Source organism: Bacillus paramobilis (assembly GCF_038096195.1).
Taxonomy (GTDB): domain Bacteria; phylum Bacillota; class Bacilli; order Bacillales; family Bacillaceae_G; genus Bacillus_A; species Bacillus_A mobilis.
The window spans coordinates 4947447-4964924 of record NZ_CP151108.1 but is presented as its reverse complement, the minus strand read 5'-3'; the positions used below and the strand labels follow the sequence as shown (position 1 = coordinate 4964924).

15 protein-coding genes and 1 pseudogene are annotated in these 17478 nt (G+C 36.8%); 11 read left to right on the top strand and 5 right to left on the bottom strand.

Features of this window, described 5'->3' with window-relative positions; genetic code table 11:
* The first annotated feature begins 101 nt into the window (after nt 1–101).
* The 4 genes from purM (at nt 102) to purD (ending at nt 4860) form a co-directional block, all read left to right on the top strand.
* Complete coding sequence (gene purM, locus AABL52_RS25340) at nt 102–1142, top strand: phosphoribosylformylglycinamidine cyclo-ligase (protein WP_001262433.1); 1041 nt, start codon at nt 102–104, stop codon at nt 1140–1142.
* Nucleotides 1139–1726: a phosphoribosylglycinamide formyltransferase gene (gene purN, locus AABL52_RS25335; RefSeq protein ID WP_000088564.1), complete on the top strand. Its 588-nt coding sequence runs from the start codon at nt 1139–1141 to the stop codon at nt 1724–1726. Before purM ends, purN begins: the two co-directional genes overlap by 4 nt.
* Nucleotides 1727–1750: 24 nt before the next feature.
* Entirely contained in the window at nt 1751–3286 is a 1536-nt protein-coding gene (purH, locus tag AABL52_RS25330) for a bifunctional phosphoribosylaminoimidazolecarboxamide formyltransferase/IMP cyclohydrolase (RefSeq protein WP_000745428.1), read from the top strand.
* A 302-nt stretch (nt 3287–3588) separates the two neighbouring features.
* Entirely contained in the window at nt 3589–4860 is a 1272-nt protein-coding gene (purD, locus tag AABL52_RS25325) for a phosphoribosylamine--glycine ligase (protein ID WP_341518672.1), read from the top strand.
* 69 nt (nt 4861–4929) lie between these two features.
* Here the strand turns inward: purD and AABL52_RS25320 are convergent.
* From AABL52_RS25320 to AABL52_RS25305, 4 genes and pseudogenes are all read right to left on the bottom strand, one after another.
* Nucleotides 4930–5411 (bottom strand): annotated as a pseudogene (locus tag AABL52_RS25320) (DUF4362 domain-containing protein).
* Nucleotides 5412–5518: 107 nt separating this feature from the next.
* Nucleotides 5519–5683: a toxin-antitoxin system HicB family antitoxin gene (locus AABL52_RS25315; protein WP_001085171.1), complete on the bottom strand. Its 165-nt coding sequence runs from the start codon at nt 5681–5683 to the stop codon at nt 5519–5521.
* Nucleotides 5684–5699: 16 nt separating this feature from the next.
* Nucleotides 5700–6545, bottom strand: coding sequence for an SPFH domain-containing protein (locus AABL52_RS25310; RefSeq protein ID WP_000660678.1), 846 nt, complete (start codon nt 6543–6545; stop codon nt 5700–5702).
* Nucleotides 6546–6765: 220 nt separating this feature from the next.
* Nucleotides 6766–7143 carry a YgaP family membrane protein gene (locus AABL52_RS25305; protein WP_000812333.1) on the bottom strand — a complete coding sequence of 126 codons (378 nt, stop codon included), beginning with the start codon at nt 7141–7143 and terminating at the stop codon, nt 6766–6768.
* A gap of 338 nt (nt 7144–7481) precedes the next feature.
* Here AABL52_RS25305 and AABL52_RS25300 point away from each other — a divergent pair, with 338 nt between their 5' ends.
* The 7 genes from AABL52_RS25300 (at nt 7482) to AABL52_RS25270 (ending at nt 16571) form a co-directional block, all read left to right on the top strand.
* Nucleotides 7482–8171, top strand: a complete 690-nt coding sequence (locus tag AABL52_RS25300; protein WP_000272095.1) for a heptaprenylglyceryl phosphate synthase — start codon at nt 7482–7484, stop codon at nt 8169–8171.
* A 12-nt stretch (nt 8172–8183) separates the two neighbouring features.
* Nucleotides 8184–10433 carry a DNA helicase PcrA gene (pcrA, locus tag AABL52_RS25295; RefSeq protein ID WP_341518671.1) on the top strand — a complete coding sequence of 750 codons (2250 nt, stop codon included), beginning with the start codon at nt 8184–8186 and terminating at the stop codon, nt 10431–10433.
* A 15-nt stretch (nt 10434–10448) separates the two neighbouring features.
* Nucleotides 10449–12458: an NAD-dependent DNA ligase LigA gene (gene ligA / locus AABL52_RS25290; protein ID WP_000031462.1), complete on the top strand. Its 2010-nt coding sequence runs from the start codon at nt 10449–10451 to the stop codon at nt 12456–12458.
* Nucleotides 12459–12474: 16 nt separating this feature from the next.
* Nucleotides 12475–13668 carry a CamS family sex pheromone protein gene (locus tag AABL52_RS25285; protein WP_120449394.1) on the top strand — a complete coding sequence of 398 codons (1194 nt, stop codon included), beginning with the start codon at nt 12475–12477 and terminating at the stop codon, nt 13666–13668.
* 96 nt (nt 13669–13764) lie between these two features.
* Nucleotides 13765–14535, top strand: a complete 771-nt coding sequence (locus AABL52_RS25280; protein ID WP_098258197.1) for a TSUP family transporter — start codon at nt 13765–13767, stop codon at nt 14533–14535.
* A 152-nt stretch (nt 14536–14687) separates the two neighbouring features.
* Complete coding sequence (pruA, locus tag AABL52_RS25275) at nt 14688–16235, top strand: L-glutamate gamma-semialdehyde dehydrogenase (RefSeq protein ID WP_000259556.1); 1548 nt, start codon at nt 14688–14690, stop codon at nt 16233–16235.
* A gap of 186 nt (nt 16236–16421) precedes the next feature.
* Nucleotides 16422–16571, top strand: coding sequence for a hypothetical protein (locus tag AABL52_RS25270; protein WP_000521652.1), 150 nt, complete (start codon nt 16422–16424; stop codon nt 16569–16571).
* A 232-nt stretch (nt 16572–16803) separates the two neighbouring features.
* Here AABL52_RS25270 and AABL52_RS25265 read toward each other — a convergent pair whose 3' ends face one another.
* Nucleotides 16804–17367: a cysteine hydrolase family protein gene (locus tag AABL52_RS25265; protein WP_097844158.1), complete on the bottom strand. Its 564-nt coding sequence runs from the start codon at nt 17365–17367 to the stop codon at nt 16804–16806.
* Nucleotides 17368–17478: the final 111 nt, after the last annotated feature.

Below are 17478 nucleotides of genomic sequence, written 5' to 3'. Positions count from 1 at the left end.
GAAGAAAAAAGCTTCTACTTCTTTTGATGTAGAAGCTAGCTTCTTTCTTAAAACGGCCTGCCCTAGATAGGGAGAAATTAAAAGACGAGGTGTAGATAACGATGGCGAATGCATATAAGCAAGCAGGAGTAGATATTGAAGCTGGATATGAAGCGGTATCTCGCATGAAAAAACACGTACAAACAACAATGAGAAAAGAAGTACTAGGCGGTTTAGGCGGTTTTGGAGGTATGTTTGATCTATCAAAATTTGCATTAGAAGAACCTGTATTAGTATCTGGAACAGATGGCGTGGGAACGAAATTGATGCTCGCTTTTATGGCAGATAAACATGACACAATTGGTATTGATGCAGTAGCAATGTGTGTAAATGATATTGTTGTCCAAGGAGCAGAGCCGCTTTTCTTCCTTGATTATATTGCTTGTGGTAAAGCTGAACCTAGTAAAATTGAAAACATCGTCAAAGGTATATCAGAGGGCTGTCGCCAAGCTGGTTGTGCATTAATTGGTGGGGAAACAGCTGAAATGCCAGGTATGTATTCTACGGAAGAATACGATTTAGCTGGTTTTACAGTTGGTATTGTTGATAAAAAGAAAATTGTAACAGGTGAAAAAATTGAAGCTGGTCACGTATTAATTGGCTTAGCATCTAGCGGTATTCATAGTAACGGTTATTCTTTAGTACGAAAAGTATTATTAGAAGATGGAGAACTATCTTTAGATCGTATTTACGGACGCTTAGAACTACCTCTTGGTGAAGAATTATTAAAACCAACGAAAATTTATGTCAAACCTATTTTAGAACTATTGAAGAAATATGAAGTATACGGTATGGCGCATATTACAGGTGGCGGATTCATTGAAAATATTCCACGTATGTTACCAGAAGGAATCGGTGCAGAAATTGAATTAGGATCTTGGAAAATTCAACCGATCTTCAGTTTACTTCAAGAAGTTGGAAAACTAGAAGAGAAAGAAATGTTCAATATTTTTAACATGGGTATTGGTATGGTAGTAGCAGTGAAGGAAGAAGAGGCAAAAGATATCGTTCGTCTTCTTGAAGAGCAAGGAGAAACAGCTAGTATTATTGGACGTACTGTACAAGGGGCCGGCGTTACCTTTAATGGGGGAGCGGCACTATGAGTAGATTAGCAGTTTTTGCTTCTGGGAGCGGCTCTAATTTTCAATCTCTTATCAATGCGGTAGAAGAAAAAAGATTAGACGCGGATATTAGTTTATTAGTATGTGATAAACCAGAAGCACGTGCTGTTGGACGGGCACATTATCATCATATTCCATGTTTCGCTTTTTCAGCGAAAGCATATGAGTCAAAAGAAGCGTTTGAAAAAGAAATATTAAAGAAGCTAGAAGAGTATGAAATTGATTATGTTATTTTAGCTGGATATATGCGTTTAATTGGACCAACTTTACTAGAAGCCTACGGCGGAAAGATTATTAATATTCATCCATCACTATTACCGAGTTTTCCAGGGAAAGATGCTGTTGATCAAGCGTTAGAAGCAGGTGTGAAAGTAACTGGAGTAACGATTCATTATGTAGATGCAGGTATGGATACAGGGCCAATTATTGCACAAGAGGCGGTAGTTGTTTCTGAAGGGGATACGAGAGAAAGCTTACAAAAGAAAATTCAACAAGTTGAACATAAATTATACGTAAATACAGTGAATCAAATTGTTCAATCTGTGAAAGAACCAACTGTTAACTAACATACAACCAGGGGTGAAAGATAGATGAAAAAGCGTGCATTAGTAAGTGTTTCAGATAAAACAGGAGTAGTAGAATTTGTTAAAGGTTTACTAGAACAAGGAATCGAAGTTATATCAACAGGTGGTACGAAAAAATTACTAGAAGAAAACGGCTTGCAAGTAATCGGTATTTCTGAAGTAACTGGGTTCCCGGAAATTATGGATGGTCGTGTAAAAACATTACATCCAAATATTCATGGTGGTCTATTAGCAGTTCGCGATAATGAAACGCATGTAGCGCAAATGAATGAGTTAGGTATGGAGCCAATTGATTTTGTTGTTGTTAACTTATACCCATTTAAAGAAACAATCGCTAAGCCTGATGTAACATTTGCTGATGCAATTGAAAATATTGATATCGGTGGTCCAACAATGATTCGCTCTGCTGCGAAAAATCATAAATTTGTATCGGTAATTGTAGATCCAGTAGATTACGATGTTGTATTAGCAGAACTGAAAGAGAACGGTGAAGTAAAAGAAGAAACGAAACGTAAATTAGCAGCGAAAGTATTCCGTCATACAGCGGCATATGATGCGTTAATCTCTAACTACTTAACAGAGCAAATGGGTGAAGAAAGCCCAGAAACATTAACAGTGACATTTGAGAAAAAACAAGATTTACGTTATGGAGAAAATCCACATCAAAAAGCAACATTCTATAAAGCGCCATTCGCTGTAACTTCTTCTGTTGCATACGCAGAACAATTACACGGTAAAGAATTATCTTATAACAATATTAACGATGCAGATGCAGCGCTTAGTATCGTGAAAGAATTTACAGAACCAGCAGTAGTAGCGGTAAAACATATGAATCCATGTGGTGTTGGAGTAGGAACTGATATTCATGAAGCATACACACGCGCTTATGAAGCAGATCCAGTATCCATTTTCGGTGGTATTATCGCAGCAAATCGTGAGATTGACAAAGCTACAGCTGAAAAGTTACATGAAGTTTTCTTAGAAATTGTTATCGCTCCGTCGTTCTCACAAGAAGCTTTAGAAGTATTGCAAAGCAAGAAGAACTTACGCTTACTAACTGTAGATATTGAAAAAGCGACAAGCGCAAGCAAAAAATTAACTTCTGTACAAGGGGGTCTTCTTGTTCAAGAGGAAGATACGTTATCATTAGATGAAAGTACAATTTCAATTCCGACAAAACGTGAACCGTCAGAGCAAGAGTGGAAAGATTTAAAACTAGCTTGGAAAGTTGTAAAACATGTGAAATCAAATGCAATTGTTTTAGCGAATGATAACATGACAGTTGGTGTAGGCGCGGGACAGATGAATCGTGTAGGTTCTGCAAAAATCGCAATTACACAAGCTGGCGAAAAAGCACAAGGTAGCGCACTTGCATCTGATGCTTTCTTCCCAATGCCAGATACAGTAGAAGCAGCAGCAAAAGCAGGAATTACAGCAATCATTCAACCAGGCGGATCAATCCGTGATGAAGATTCTATTAAGATGGCAGATGAGTATGGGATTGCTATGGTGTTCACTGGCGTACGTCATTTCAAACACTAATAGAGGATGTTTAAAAGGTCCGGTCGAGATAACCTTCGCATGTCGTCGTTGCATTACCAGTGCGGTACTCATGTAGGAAAACTACACTCCGTGTCCTCCTGGCGAATGCGCCTTGACCTGCTCGGTTCTCCCGATCCTACCTTTTAAACTGTGCTTGATATGGATGTTTAAAAGGTCCGGTCGAGATAACTGTCGCACGCCGTCGTTGTTCTTGATTCTCTTTTTTAAACTTTTATTGATATGAAAACAAACTAGGAGCATAGCTTCTAGTTTGTACTTATTTAAGTATTGGGGGATGAAATATGAATGTTTTAGTAATCGGCCGCGGTGGGCGTGAGCATGCTTTAGCTTGGAAGTTTGCACAATCTGCAAAGGTGGAAAAGGTATATGTAGCACCGGGTAATGAAGGTATGCGCGATGTTGCAACACCAGTTGATATTGATGAAAATGATTTTGATGCATTAGTTTTATTTGCTAAAGAGAATAAGGTTGAATTAACTTTCGTTGGACCAGAAATTCCGCTTATGAATGGAATTGTTGATCGTTTTAAAGAAGAGGGACTTCGTGTATTTGGCCCAAATAAGGCGGCTGCTGTTATTGAAGGTAGTAAGGCTTTTACGAAAGAATTGATGAAAAAGTATGATATTCCAACTGCGGCATATGAAACTTTTACAGATTATGAAGAAGCAGTAAAGTACATTCAAAAAGTTGGTGCACCGATTGTTATTAAGGCAGATGGATTAGCTGCTGGTAAAGGTGTAACAGTAGCAATGACACTTGGAGAGGCATTACAAGCTGCGAAAGAAATGCTACAAGATGTAAAGTTCGGCGAAGCAAGTAAGAAGGTTGTTATTGAAGAGTTTTTAGATGGACAAGAATTTTCATTAATGGCATTTGTGAATGGAACAAATGTGCATCCGATGGTAATTGCGCAAGATCATAAACGTGCTTTTGATGGTGATAAAGGTCCAAATACAGGCGGAATGGGCGCGTATTCTCCAGTACCACAAATTCCAGAATCAGCAGTTCAAGAGGCGATAAAAACGGTATTACATCCAACTGCTAAAGCGATGATTGCAGAAAACCGTTCATTTACAGGAATTTTATATGCGGGACTTATTTTAACAAATGATGGCCCAAAGGTAATTGAATTTAATGCCCGCTTTGGCGATCCTGAAACAGAAGTTGTATTACCACGCTTAGAAAATGATTTAGTTGATGTATGTAACGCTGTATTAGATGAAAGTGAGTTAACGTTACAATGGTCAGAAGAAGCCGTAATCGGTGTCGTACTTGCTTCAAAAGGATATCCAGAAGCATATAAAAAAGGTGACATTATTAACGGATTAGACGCATTGCAGGATGTAATTGTTTTCCATTCAGGCACAGCGATGAAGCATGGTGACTTTGTAACAAACGGTGGCCGTGTACTATTTGTTGCTTGTAAGGCAAATAGTTTACAAGAAGCGAAAGATAAGGTGTATAAAGAAATCGATAAAATTGAGAGTGATGGTCTATTTTACCGAAGTGATATAGGATATCGTGCAATTGGGCATGAGATGACGAGAAGCTAGTAATATTAAATTTTTAGCGGCAGGAAAAGCGGAGAATGATGTAGTTCATTCTCCGCTTTTCTTATTATTTTATTTAGGAAATTTTATAAGATCGATAATGTCAGGGCATTGTAATTGATAAGTTATTGCTGTTGATGAAACTTTCTTTGAAATTTTTTGGCAACTACTATTGGAATATTGATTTTTTTGGTTTTCTGTATTTCGGTCGCTTGTTTTTGAGTAATCAACATCATAATACAAAGATGTCGTTTCCCTTCTTTTTTTACTGTTAAATCTATAATGAGAGGTTCATCTTTTTCGTTAAATCGAGTGATTCGAATGGCGTGACTCTTATTTGAATTATATTTTTTAATGAAGGTATCTAATTTTTCGATATTGTAAACTGTGTCATTCTTTTGAATGACATCACCATATTTTTGGGCGGTTTCAAAACTATATTCTTTATTAGATGTATCGATCGTTGGTCGTTTATTTGAGCAAGCGACAAGATTGAATGAGAGTAGTGCAATGAAGAATAAACTCGTTTTCTTATAGTAATGTTTTATAGGCAAAGCGAACCACCTCTATTAATAATGTTATATCTATGTTTTAAGATATAATTACAAAGAAAACATCATCATTGTATTAAAAAATCCCGCTGAGAAATCAGCGGGATTTTTTATGCATCTTTATCTTTTTTCAATTTTCCTTTTTGCTTTGCCATTTCTCGAAGTAAATATTCGATGTGTGCATTGACGCTACGAAACTCATCATTCGCCCATTTTTCGATGACAGCGTGTAATTCAGGATCAATACGTAATGGAAAGCTTTTCTTTTTAGCCATAATAATTTACAACCTTTTAGTATAGGCTTCCTGTATTAATAACTGGTTGCGCACCTTTATCTGAAACGATGGCAACTAATAAATTATTCACCATATTTGCTTTACGCTCGTCATCGAGTTCCAGTACGCCTTCCTCATCTAACATATGGATTGAATCTTTTGCCATCTTCACAGCACCTTCAACAATCTCTTTTCTAGCAGCTAATACTGCTTTTGCTTGTTGACGTTGGAGCATTGCATGGGCAATTTCTGTTGCGTAAGCTAAATGTGTTAAACGAGTTTCTAATACTTCTACCCCAGCGATTTCAAGGCGTGCTTCTAACTCACGTTTTAATTCTTCAGAGATTTCTTCCGTGTTTCCGCGTAACGTGATGCAAGTTTCATCTTGGAAATTGTCATAAGGATATTTTGTTGCAACGTGGCGGATTGCTGTTTCACTTTGAATTTCTACAAATCGATCGTAATGTTCAACACCGAACATTGCTTTTGCAGAATCAACAACTTTATATACGATAACGGCTGCAATTTCAATCGGATTTCCCTCAACATCATTTACTTTTAATTTCTTACTATTAAAGTTTTCAACACGTAACGATACAGTTTGACGGAATGCGAACGGAATCGTTAAAAATAAACCATTTTGACGAATTGTTCCTAAGTAATTACCGAAAAACGTAATGACTTTCGCTTGATTGGGTTGAACAATACCAATACCTGTAGCAAGAACTGCGGCTAAAATAATAGTTAATGCTGCTCCTATGAAAATTTCTTGTATAAGGAAAAATACACCGATAGCGGCTAAAATCAAAATTCCAATAATCCCAAGAAAACCATTAACATAAAATACTTGTTTTTCTTTCATATGATCGCCTCCTGATATAAAAATGATATCACTTTTATATCACTTTAAGCAAGGGGTTTACACCTAATTTTCTGAATTTTATTGATTGGGTACCGCTTATGTATATTTTAAGGTCTAAAATGAGAATGTACGTTCTGATTTATGGTAAAATAAAGAAGACTTAACCGCCCACTGCAGCAGCTAAGTCTCTTTGAGAGCATCTTGCATCGTGACAAATGATTCAAAGCGGTTTTGCCAGGATTATATCTTCAATCGCTGACTCAATCTCTTTGTCAGAAGCGTCAAAACTTCCATTTGACCGTGGTTTGTCGTGATTGGAAGTTTGATTCACTTCTTCTTTAGCATGTCCCTTTTCAGTAAAATTCATGCTAGGCATTTTAAATGCCCCCATATTCATGTATTTTCCGAATTTCCACATTTCAACAACAGGGCAGAAACGGACAATTCCCTCTGCAATTTTCATTGCACCAATCCATAGCAAGACGTTAGACCAAGTGCACCACGGCTTGCGTACAAGTTTAGCGCTACTACAGCCGAAGAGGATAAGTCCGAGTGTAATTCGAATTAGGGCATTTATTGTACCGATGTTTTGCTTCATTAGAAAAACACTCCTTTTTATGAAAGTTGAAATAGATAATACTATTTCTCTTATTAGTATCCCGTGTGATTTTTGAGATATGTAATCCAACATTTGACGTTGAAAAAGATGTTGGAATGTGCGTGTGTGTAAGTAGCTTTTTTTGTTATAATGAAAGAATGCATAAAAAGGAAGTTCAAAACTAAATCCTCTAGTTTGAAAAAATGTGGAAGAGGGAATTCCAAACTTAATTCTCCGTTTTAAACAAATATTTAAGATGAAGTTAAAAAATCCTAATGAAAATAAACTGTTATTTTGAACAGAAATATATATAAATAGAGAAAAGAAAGGGTGTTTTCATGTACGATATTTCCGGGTGGAAACATGTATTTAAGCTTGATCCGAATAAGGAGTTAAGTGATGAACATTTAGAAATGATTTGTGAGTCTGGAACAGATGCTGTTATTGTAGGCGGAAGTGATGGGGTGACAATTGATAATGTACTACACATGCTAGTTAGCATTCGTAGATATGCGGTTCCTTGTGTGTTAGAGGTTTCTGATGTGGAAGCAATTACACCAGGATTTGATTTTTATTATATCCCAAGCGTTTTAAATAGCCGAAAAGTAGAATGGGTAACAGGCGTTCATCATGAGGCTTTGAAAGAATTTGGGGATATTATGGATTGGGACGAAATTTTCATGGAAGGGTATTGTGTTTTAAATCCTGAAGCGAAAGTAGCCCAGCTTACAGATGCGAAATGTGATGTAACAGAAGATGATGTGATTGCATACGCGCGTTTAGCAGACAAGCTATTACGTTTACCGATATTTTATTTAGAATATAGCGGTACGTATGGAGATGTTGAACTTGTTAAAAATGTAAAAACAGAATTAGAACAAGCGAAGTTGTATTATGGCGGCGGTATTTCTAATGCTGAACAAGCGAAGGAAATGGCGCAATACGCTGATACAGTAGTTGTTGGAAATATTATTTATGATGATATAAAATCCGCGTTAAAAACAGTTAAAGCAGTAAAAGGAGAGTAGGTGCAGGCGTATATGAGTAAGACAGACAGGTTATTAAATGGTTTAAATCCGCAGCAACAAAAAGCAGTACAAACAACGAACGGACCACTTCTATTAATGGCAGGTGCAGGTAGTGGTAAAACACGTGTGTTAACACATCGTATTGCGTATTTACTTGGTGAAAAAGGTGTGGCACCATGGAATGTACTAGCTATTACCTTTACAAATAAAGCGGCTCGTGAAATGCGTGAGCGTATTGATACACTTGTCGGACCAGAAGCAGAAGATATTTGGATTTCTACGTTCCACTCTATGTGTGTACGTATTTTACGACGTGATATCGATCGTATTGGTATTAATCGTAACTTTACAATCTTAGATTCAGGCGATCAGTTAACGGTTGTGAAGAAAATCATGAAAGAACGTAATATTGATCCGAAGAAATTTGAGCCGCGCTCTATTTTAGCGGGTATTAGTAATGCGAAAAATGAATTGTTATCTGCAGATAAATATGCAAAGAAAATTACAATAGCTGATCCATATGAAAAATTAACGAGCGATGTATATACAGAATATCAAAAACGTCTTCTGAAAAATAACTCATTAGACTTTGATGATTTAATTATGACAACGATTCAGTTATTTGAACGTGTTCCAGAAGTACTAGAGTTTTATCAGCGCAAATTCCAATATATTCACGTGGATGAGTATCAAGATACGAACAAAGCGCAGTACCTTCTTGTTAAGCATTTAGCAGCACGTTTTAAAAATTTATGTGTTGTAGGTGACTCAGATCAGTCTATTTACCGCTGGCGCGGGGCTGACATTTCTAACATTTTGTCATTTGAAAAAGACTATGAGAATGCGCAAGTTATTCTGTTAGAACAAAACTATCGTTCTTCACAAAATATTTTAAATGCAGCGAATGCTGTTATTGAAAAAAATTCAAACCGTAAACCGAAGAAATTATGGACAGATAATCAAGTTGGAAGCAAAATCTCATATTACCGTGCTGCAACGGAAAAAGACGAAGCATATTTTGTTGCGAAAAAAATTCGTGACGATATTCAAATGGGAAAACGAAAATATACTGATTTTGCAGTGTTATATCGTACAAATGCGCAGTCTCGTATGGTCGAGGAGATTTTCCTGAAATCTAATATTCCTTACAAAATTGTCGGCGGTACAAAGTTCTACGATCGTAAAGAGATTAAAGACATTTTGGCGTATTTACGTTTAATTGGGAATCCAGATGATGAGATTAGTTTCGCACGTATTATTAACATGCCAAAGCGCGGAATTGGTGCGACTTCTATCGATAAAATTATTAATTACGGTGTACAAAATGGAATTTCATTAACTGCTGTATTCGATGAGATTGAGCATGTTGGAGTAAGTGCAAAAATTACAAAGGCAGTAAAAGAATTCGCTGGTTTATTACACAACTGGGTAAATATGCAAGAGTATTTATCTGTTACAGAATTGGTAGAAGAAGTTATTGAAAAAACAGGCTATCGCGATATGTTGAAAAACGAGCGTACTTTAGAAGCAGAAGGTCGTTTAGAGAACTTAGATGAGTTTTTATCTGTTACGCAAACATTTGAATCACAAAGCGAAGATAAGAGCCTTGTTGCATTCTTAACAGACTTAGCGCTTGTTGCTGATATTGATCGTGTCGATGAAGATCCAACTGCGGGTGAGGAAGTTATTTTAATGACGATGCACTCAGCGAAAGGATTAGAGTTCCCAGTTGTCTTTATTGTTGGGTTAGAGGAAGGAATATTCCCGCATACTCGTTCTCTAATGGAAGAAGATGAAATGCAAGAAGAGCGTCGCCTTGCTTATGTAGGTATTACTCGTGCAGAAGAAGAGTTATATTTATCTAATGCACAAATGCGTACTTTATTTGGTAGAACAAGTATGAACGCTGCCTCTCGATTTATTACAGAAATCCCGGCAGAGCTAGTAGAATCGTTAAATGAAACAGCGCCAAAGCGTGAAACTTCGTTTGGTGCAAAAGGCAGAGCGACAAGTACAAGTAAAATGACAACTACAACCACAACACGCTCTCGTTCAGCTTTCGCGCGTCCTGCAGCTAAGACGACAGGCGGCGAGCAAATTGGCTGGGCAGTAGGTGATAAAGCGTCCCACCAAAAATGGGGAGTCGGTACAGTTGTCAGTGTAAAAGGTGAAGGTGATGCAAAAGAATTAGATATTGCGTTCCCAAGCCCAATTGGTGTTAAACGTTTGTTAGCAAAATTTGCACCTGTGACGAAACAATAGGAAAGGAATGAGGATATGTCAAAAGAGATAGCAAAACAACGTATAGAAGAACTGCGCGATTTGTTAAATACATTTAACTATCAGTATCACGTATTAGACAATCCTTCTGTTTCTGATGCGGAGTATGACCGTAATATGCAGGAGCTTATAAAATTAGAAGCAGAGAATCCAGAGTTTATGAGTGAAGACTCTCCCTCCATTCGTGTTGGGGGAACTGTTCTTGATATATTTGAAAAAGTAACACATAAGTCACCGATGTTAAGTTTAGGAAATGCATTTAACGAAGGAGATTTACGTGATTTTGACCGACGAGTACGCCAAGGAATTGATGATGCGAATGTAAGATATATATGCGAATTAAAAATTGACGGACTTGCTGTTTCACTTCATTATGAAAAAGGACGCTTCATTCAAGGGGCAACACGTGGTGATGGTGTAACAGGTGAAGATATTACCCAAAATTTAAAAACGATTAAAGCGATCCCGCTCCGTTTAAATGAAGAAGTAACATTAGAAGCACGAGGCGAAGCTTATATGCCGAAGCGTTCATTCGTTAAGTTAAATGAAGAAAAAGAACAAAATGGTGAAGATGTATTTGCGAATCCGCGTAATGCGGCGGCAGGTTCAATACGCCAACTTGATCCGAAAATTGCAGCGAAGCGTAACTTATCTATGTTTGTGTATGGTCTTGCGAATGTAGAAGAAAAAACAATTCCATCGCATAGTGAATCGCTTGATTTCTTAGGTGAACTTGGATTCAAAACAAATCCAAATCGTCGTACATGTGAAACAATCGAAGAAGTTATAGCTTATGTAGAAGAATGGCAAGAAAAACGCCCGCATCTTGATTATGAGATTGATGGAATCGTTATAAAAGTAGATGATGTTGCTCTTCAAGAAAGTTTAGGAACTACAGCAAAGAGTCCAAGATGGGCAATTGCTTATAAATTCCCGGCTGAAGAAGTTGTAACAAGATTAACAGGCATTGAATTAAGTGTTGGTCGCACAGGAGTTGTAACACCGACAGCAGAGTTAGAGCCAGTGCGAGTGGCTGGTACTATCGTTCGTCGTGCTTCTTTACATAACGAAGATTTAATTCGTGAAAAGGACATTCGAATTGGTGACTATGTTGTAGTGAAGAAGGCCGGAGATATTATTCCTGAAGTTGTGAACGTTATTTTCGATAAGCGTACTGGTGAGGAAGAAGAATATCATATGCCAACGCATTGCCCAGCATGTGAGAGTGAACTAGTTCGTTTAGAAGAAGAAGTAGCACTTCGTTGTATAAATCCAACTTGTCCAGCTCAAATTCGAGAAGGGTTAATTCATTTCGTTTCAAGAAATGCAATGAATATTGATGGACTTGGAGAACGTGTCATTACACAACTCTTTGATGCGGATTATATTCGTACATTTGCTGATTTATATTCGTTGACGAAAGAGCAATTATTGCAGCTAGAACGATTCGGTGAAAAATCAGCAACGAATTTAGTGCAAGCAATTGAGAATTCTAAAGAAAACTCATTAGAGCGATTATTATTTGGCCTTGGCATTCGCCATGTCGGAGCAAAAGCAGCACGTACATTTGCAGAGCATTTCGAAACGATGGATGCGCTTGTGAAAGCAACGGAAGAAGAACTAAAAGCAATTAATGAGATTGGTGAAAAAATGGCTCAATCTGTCGTGACGTATTTTGATAATGAAGACGTATTAGAGTTATTACAACAATTTAAAGAGTATGGCGTGAATATGGCATACAAAGGTATAAAAATTGCTGATTTACAAAATGTTGAGTCGTACTTCGCAGGAAAAACTGTCGTTTTAACAGGTAAATTAGAAGTTATGGGACGTAGTGAAGCGAAGAAGAAGATTGAGGCATTAGGTGGAAAAGTAACAGGAAGTGTTAGTAAAAGTACGGATTTAGTTGTTGCAGGTGAAGCAGCAGGTTCGAAATTAGCACAAGCAGAGAAGCATAATGTTGAGGTTTGGAATGAAGAGAGGTTCTTACAAGAGCTAAATAAGTAAGAGGTGCAAACTTACCATGAAAAAAATAGCATTAGCGGTATTAAGCCTTGGTCTACTTGTAAGTGGATGTAGTGCAGGTGCCGACAAAGATGACAAAGTGGTTGAGAAATCGGGGAAAGCAAAAGAACAAGCAATCGTTCCGAAGTACTCTATTTCGGATGAATATTATAAGACGACTATTCCATTTAACGCAGGAGCTGCACGTGGTTTAGTTGTACAAGGAGTAAGTAATCGTCTTGATATAGATGAATTTGAAACAGGATTAATGCGTATTGCAAAAGAATCCTTTAGTACGAAAGATCATTTCTTTAAAGGTGGAAAAACTCTAAAAACTCAAACTGTGCAGATGCTTGTTAAAAGAAAGCGTACAGATGCTGAACAAAAGGAACTAGAGGATAAATTAAAAAAGGATGCAGTTAATTTTCCAAACATAGGGTTAAATCCAGCGTTAGGTGAAGGATCTGAACCGTTAGAGGAAAAAAACAAGAAAAATCCAATATATATTTCGAATATTTTAGAGCATGATTATTATGTGAAAAAAGGCGAAACAGATGAGCGCCAAGGCATTGTAGTTGGTTTAGCGATGAATTCGGTTCATTATTACGAGGAAGAGCATGGTTATCCGCGTGAGGCTAAAATTGAACAAGAAAAAATGTTAGCTGAAGGGAAAAAAATGGCGCAAGAAATCATAAAAGTTATGCATAAAGAAGATCCTGAAACAAAAACCCTTCCGATAACATTTGCAATTTATCGTCAGGCTCCAAAGGCTTCACTCGTGCCAGGTAACTTTGTTTCTTATGCGAATGTTGAAAAAGGCAGTGAAACGGTTGAGGATTGGAAACAAATTAATGAGAAATATTATTTGTTCCCATCTGAACAAGCGAAAACAGATAATAAACGTGAAGACCTTGCAAGAGTATCGAACTTTAAAGCAAAACTAAGCGATTATTTCCAAGGCGACTATACAGCTGTTATCGGTACTGGTATGTATAGAGACGATGAATTAAGAGAAATAAAGCTTGATATTCCTGTCCAATTTAATGGGAAAGCAGAAATAATTGGTTTTACACAATACGTAGCCGGGCTTGTTACGGAATACTTCCCGAATTATATGAAAGTACAAGTAACGATTAAATCTGTAGAACGCCCAGAAGCAATTATTATACGTGAAGCGAAGCAAGATGAACCGTTTGTGAAAATTTTAGATTAAATAGGAGGGCCGTTCCTTTATGGAACGGCTTTTTTTCTTGAATAATTTTGTTATAATTTAAAATGTTATAAATAATGGGGGTAAGGGGTAAAGCACATGGATGAATTAAGTTTTCAAGTCATTATTTTATTAATTGCATTCGGCTTTTTAGCAGCTTTTATTGATTCAGTTGTTGGCGGTGGAGGATTAATTTCGCTTCCTGCACTTATGTTTGTTGGTTTACCACCAGCTTCGGCAATTGCAACAAATAAATTAGCGGCAACGATGGGGACGTTTACGAGTGCAATTTATTTTATTCGATCAGGAAAGGTCGATTTTAAAATTGTAGGAAAGTTAATCCCGTTAACTATTATAGGGGCGGTCGCAGGTGCTTTAGTAGTAAAGTTTATTCCGCCGGATATTTTACGTCCGTTAGTGCTTGTGATGTTGGTGTGTATTGCTATTTATATTATTGTAAAAAAAGATTGGGGAAGTGTATCTACCTATAAGAAGATGACGAAAAGAAAAACATTAATATTTTTCTTTGTTATTTTAATGATAGGGTTTTACGATGGATTTTTTGGACCAGGGACAGGATCCTTTTTAATTTTTGCATTTTTATTAATTGGTTTGGATTTTATTCAAGCAGCAGCATCTGGAAAACTTTTGAACTTTGTTAGTAATATCGTATCTTTAATTACTTTTTTATTTTTAGACGTAATTCATTTTGAATACGGTATTATTATGGGATTATCGATGATTTTTGGCGCTTATTTTGGATCAAAGTTTGCAGTCCAAAAAGGTGTTGGATATGTAAGAACTTTATTTTTATTAGTAACTATTTTATTGATTGGAAAAAACATTTTGGAATATACTCATATTTTGTAGAGTTATACGTATGTATAACTCTATTTTTTTATTATATTTTAAAAATTAATTAATTTTTAAAATATAAGTCTAGGAATATTTGAATAAATCTAAATTATCGTGTAGAATAATGTTGTAAAATGTAAACGTTTTTCTAAGGGGAGGCTAAAAAAATGGTAGTAGCATACAAACATGAGCCATTTACAGATTTTTCAGTGGAGGCTAACAAATTAGCGTTTGAAGAAGGTTTAAAGAAAGTAGAATCTTATCTTGGACAAGACTATCCATTAATTATTGGGGGAGAAAAAATCACTACAGAAGACAAAATTGTTTCTGTAAACCCTGCAAATAAAGAGGAACTTGTTGGTCGCGTTTCAAAAGCAAGCCGTGAGTTAGCTGAAAAAGCAATGCAAGTAGCGGATGAAACATTCCAAACTTGGAGAAAATCAAAGCCAGAAATGCGTGCAGACATTTTATTCCGCGCTGCAGCAATCGTTCGTCGCAGAAAGCATGAATTCTCTGCTATTCTTGTAAAAGAAGCAGGTAAACCATGGAATGAGGCAGATGCTGATACAGCAGAAGCAATCGACTTTATGGAATATTATGGTCGTCAAATGTTAAAATTAAAAGACGGTATTCCAGTAGAAAGCCGTCCAATTGAATATAATCGTTTCTCTTACATTCCATTAGGAGTAGGTGTTATCATTTCTCCTTGGAACTTCCCATTCGCAATTATGGCAGGTATGACAACAGCTGCTTTAGTTTCTGGTAACACAGTATTACTAAAACCAGCTAGTACAACTCCTGTAGTAGCAGCGAAATTCATGGAAGTATTAGAAGAAGCTGGCTTACCAGCTGGCGTAGTAAACTTCGTTCCAGGTAATGGTTCTGAAGTTGGTGACTACTTAGTAGATCACCCTCGTACACGTTTCGTGAGCTTCACTGGATCTCGTGATGTAGGTATCCGTATTTATGAGCGTGCAGCGAAAGTAAACCCAGGCCAAATTTGGTTAAAACGCGTTATCGCTGAAATGGGTGGTAAAGATACAATTGTTGTTGATAAAGAAGCAGATCTTGAATTAGCAGCTAAATCTATCGTTGCATCAGCATTCGGATTCTCAGGACAAAAATGTTCTGCATGTTCTCGTGCAGTAATCCATGAAGATGTATACGATCACGTATTAAATCGTGCTGTTGAATTAACGAAAGAATTAACAGTTGCTAACCCAGCTGTATTAGGTACAAACATGGGTCCTGTTAATGACCAAGCTGCATTCGATAAAGTAATGAGCTATGTTGCAATTGGTAAAGAAGAAGGTAGAATCTTAGCAGGTGGCGAAGGAGACGATTCTAAAGGCTGGTTCATCCAACCAACAATCGTTGCTGACGTTGCAGAAGATGCTCGCTTAATGAAAGAAGAAATCTTCGGACCAGTAGTAGCATTCTGTAAAGCAAAAGACTTTGATCATGCACTAGCAATTGCAAACAATACAGAATACGGTTTAACAGGTGCTGTTGTTACTAATAACCGTGACCATATTGAAAAAGCACGTGAAGAATTCCATGTGGGTAACTTATACTTTAACCGTGGATGTACTGGTGCAATCGTAGGTTACCAACCATTCGGTGGCTTTAACATGTCTGGTACAGACTCTAAAGCTGGTGGCCCTGACTACTTAGCACTTCACATGCAAGCAAAAACTACTTCTGAAACTTTATAAGAAATAGTAGGAGAGATCTTCGCAGTCTGCGAAGATCTCTTTTTTTTTTGAAAAACTTTCTATATGTGGATTAAGATAGATATACTTAGAAAAACTAATAAGGTAATAAGGTTTACTTCAGTAAATAAGATATATTATATTTGTTGAATAGATTCTCTTTAAGGACAAGAAAAGTAGGTGAACAAAGTGGGAAAATATCAATTGGATTACAAGAGTCAGGTAGCTGTGGCAAAGTTTCATGAAAAACAGACGCCTGCCAAATTTGATAAAAAGCAGCAAATTGAAAATTTGCGTGCGGAGTATTTGAAAAAGAAGCAAAAACAAACAGATAAATAATATGTTACGTTTTTGATAGGAGAAACCAGTTCTAATTACCACATATTACCTTTTGGTAATTAGAACTAGCTAAACCCTATTAATATCGGGATAAACATGTAAATAGAAACAAAACAACGAGAAAAGTTGACTTATTAGTCATATTTTTTAGTATTCATTTTAAGGATTTCCTGTATAATACAATTTGAAAGAAAATCTATGGTTTGACAAGAAACACTCTTTTCGGTTTTGCTCACTGAAGGGAGTGTTTTTTTGTAGCCAAAAACTCCTCTGTACTCATTACATTTGCATATACTCCATTTAAACTAGCCAAAATTGTGTTATGAATATAAACGGCTGGTATCGTAGCATTCTTAAAAGAAAGATCTTTTGTAGCACAAGCGTCATGTATAACGGTACATGGAAAGCCGAAATCAAAAGCAGCCCTTACGGTAGCATCAATGCACATATGGGTCATCATCCCGCATATGACGACGTGCTCAATATCTAAACGTTGTAATCGTTCTAGAAGATCGGTTTCGCGAAAACTATTTGGATAATGTTTGAGTATAACGGTTTCTTCTCTAAGTGGGCGTACGCTTTCATGAATATGTACACCTTCTGTATTGGGTAGGAAAAAAGTAGCGTCATCTTTAATTGCTACATGTTGGATATGAAAAATAGGTTCGTTTTTCTTTCTAAAGAATTGTAGTAACTGACTAGCATATTCGCTTGCTTCTACTGGATTACGCAATTCCATTTTTCCATGTGGAAAATAATCATTTTGAATATCAACGAGTAAAAGAGCTGTTTTCATATATTTATCTTCCTCCGATTTCATATTCAAATAATGGTATTCAATTTATCCGACATTAACGGGCAGTAAAACTCCCACCTCAAAATTCGGCTGGAGCAAAGAAGTTAGGTG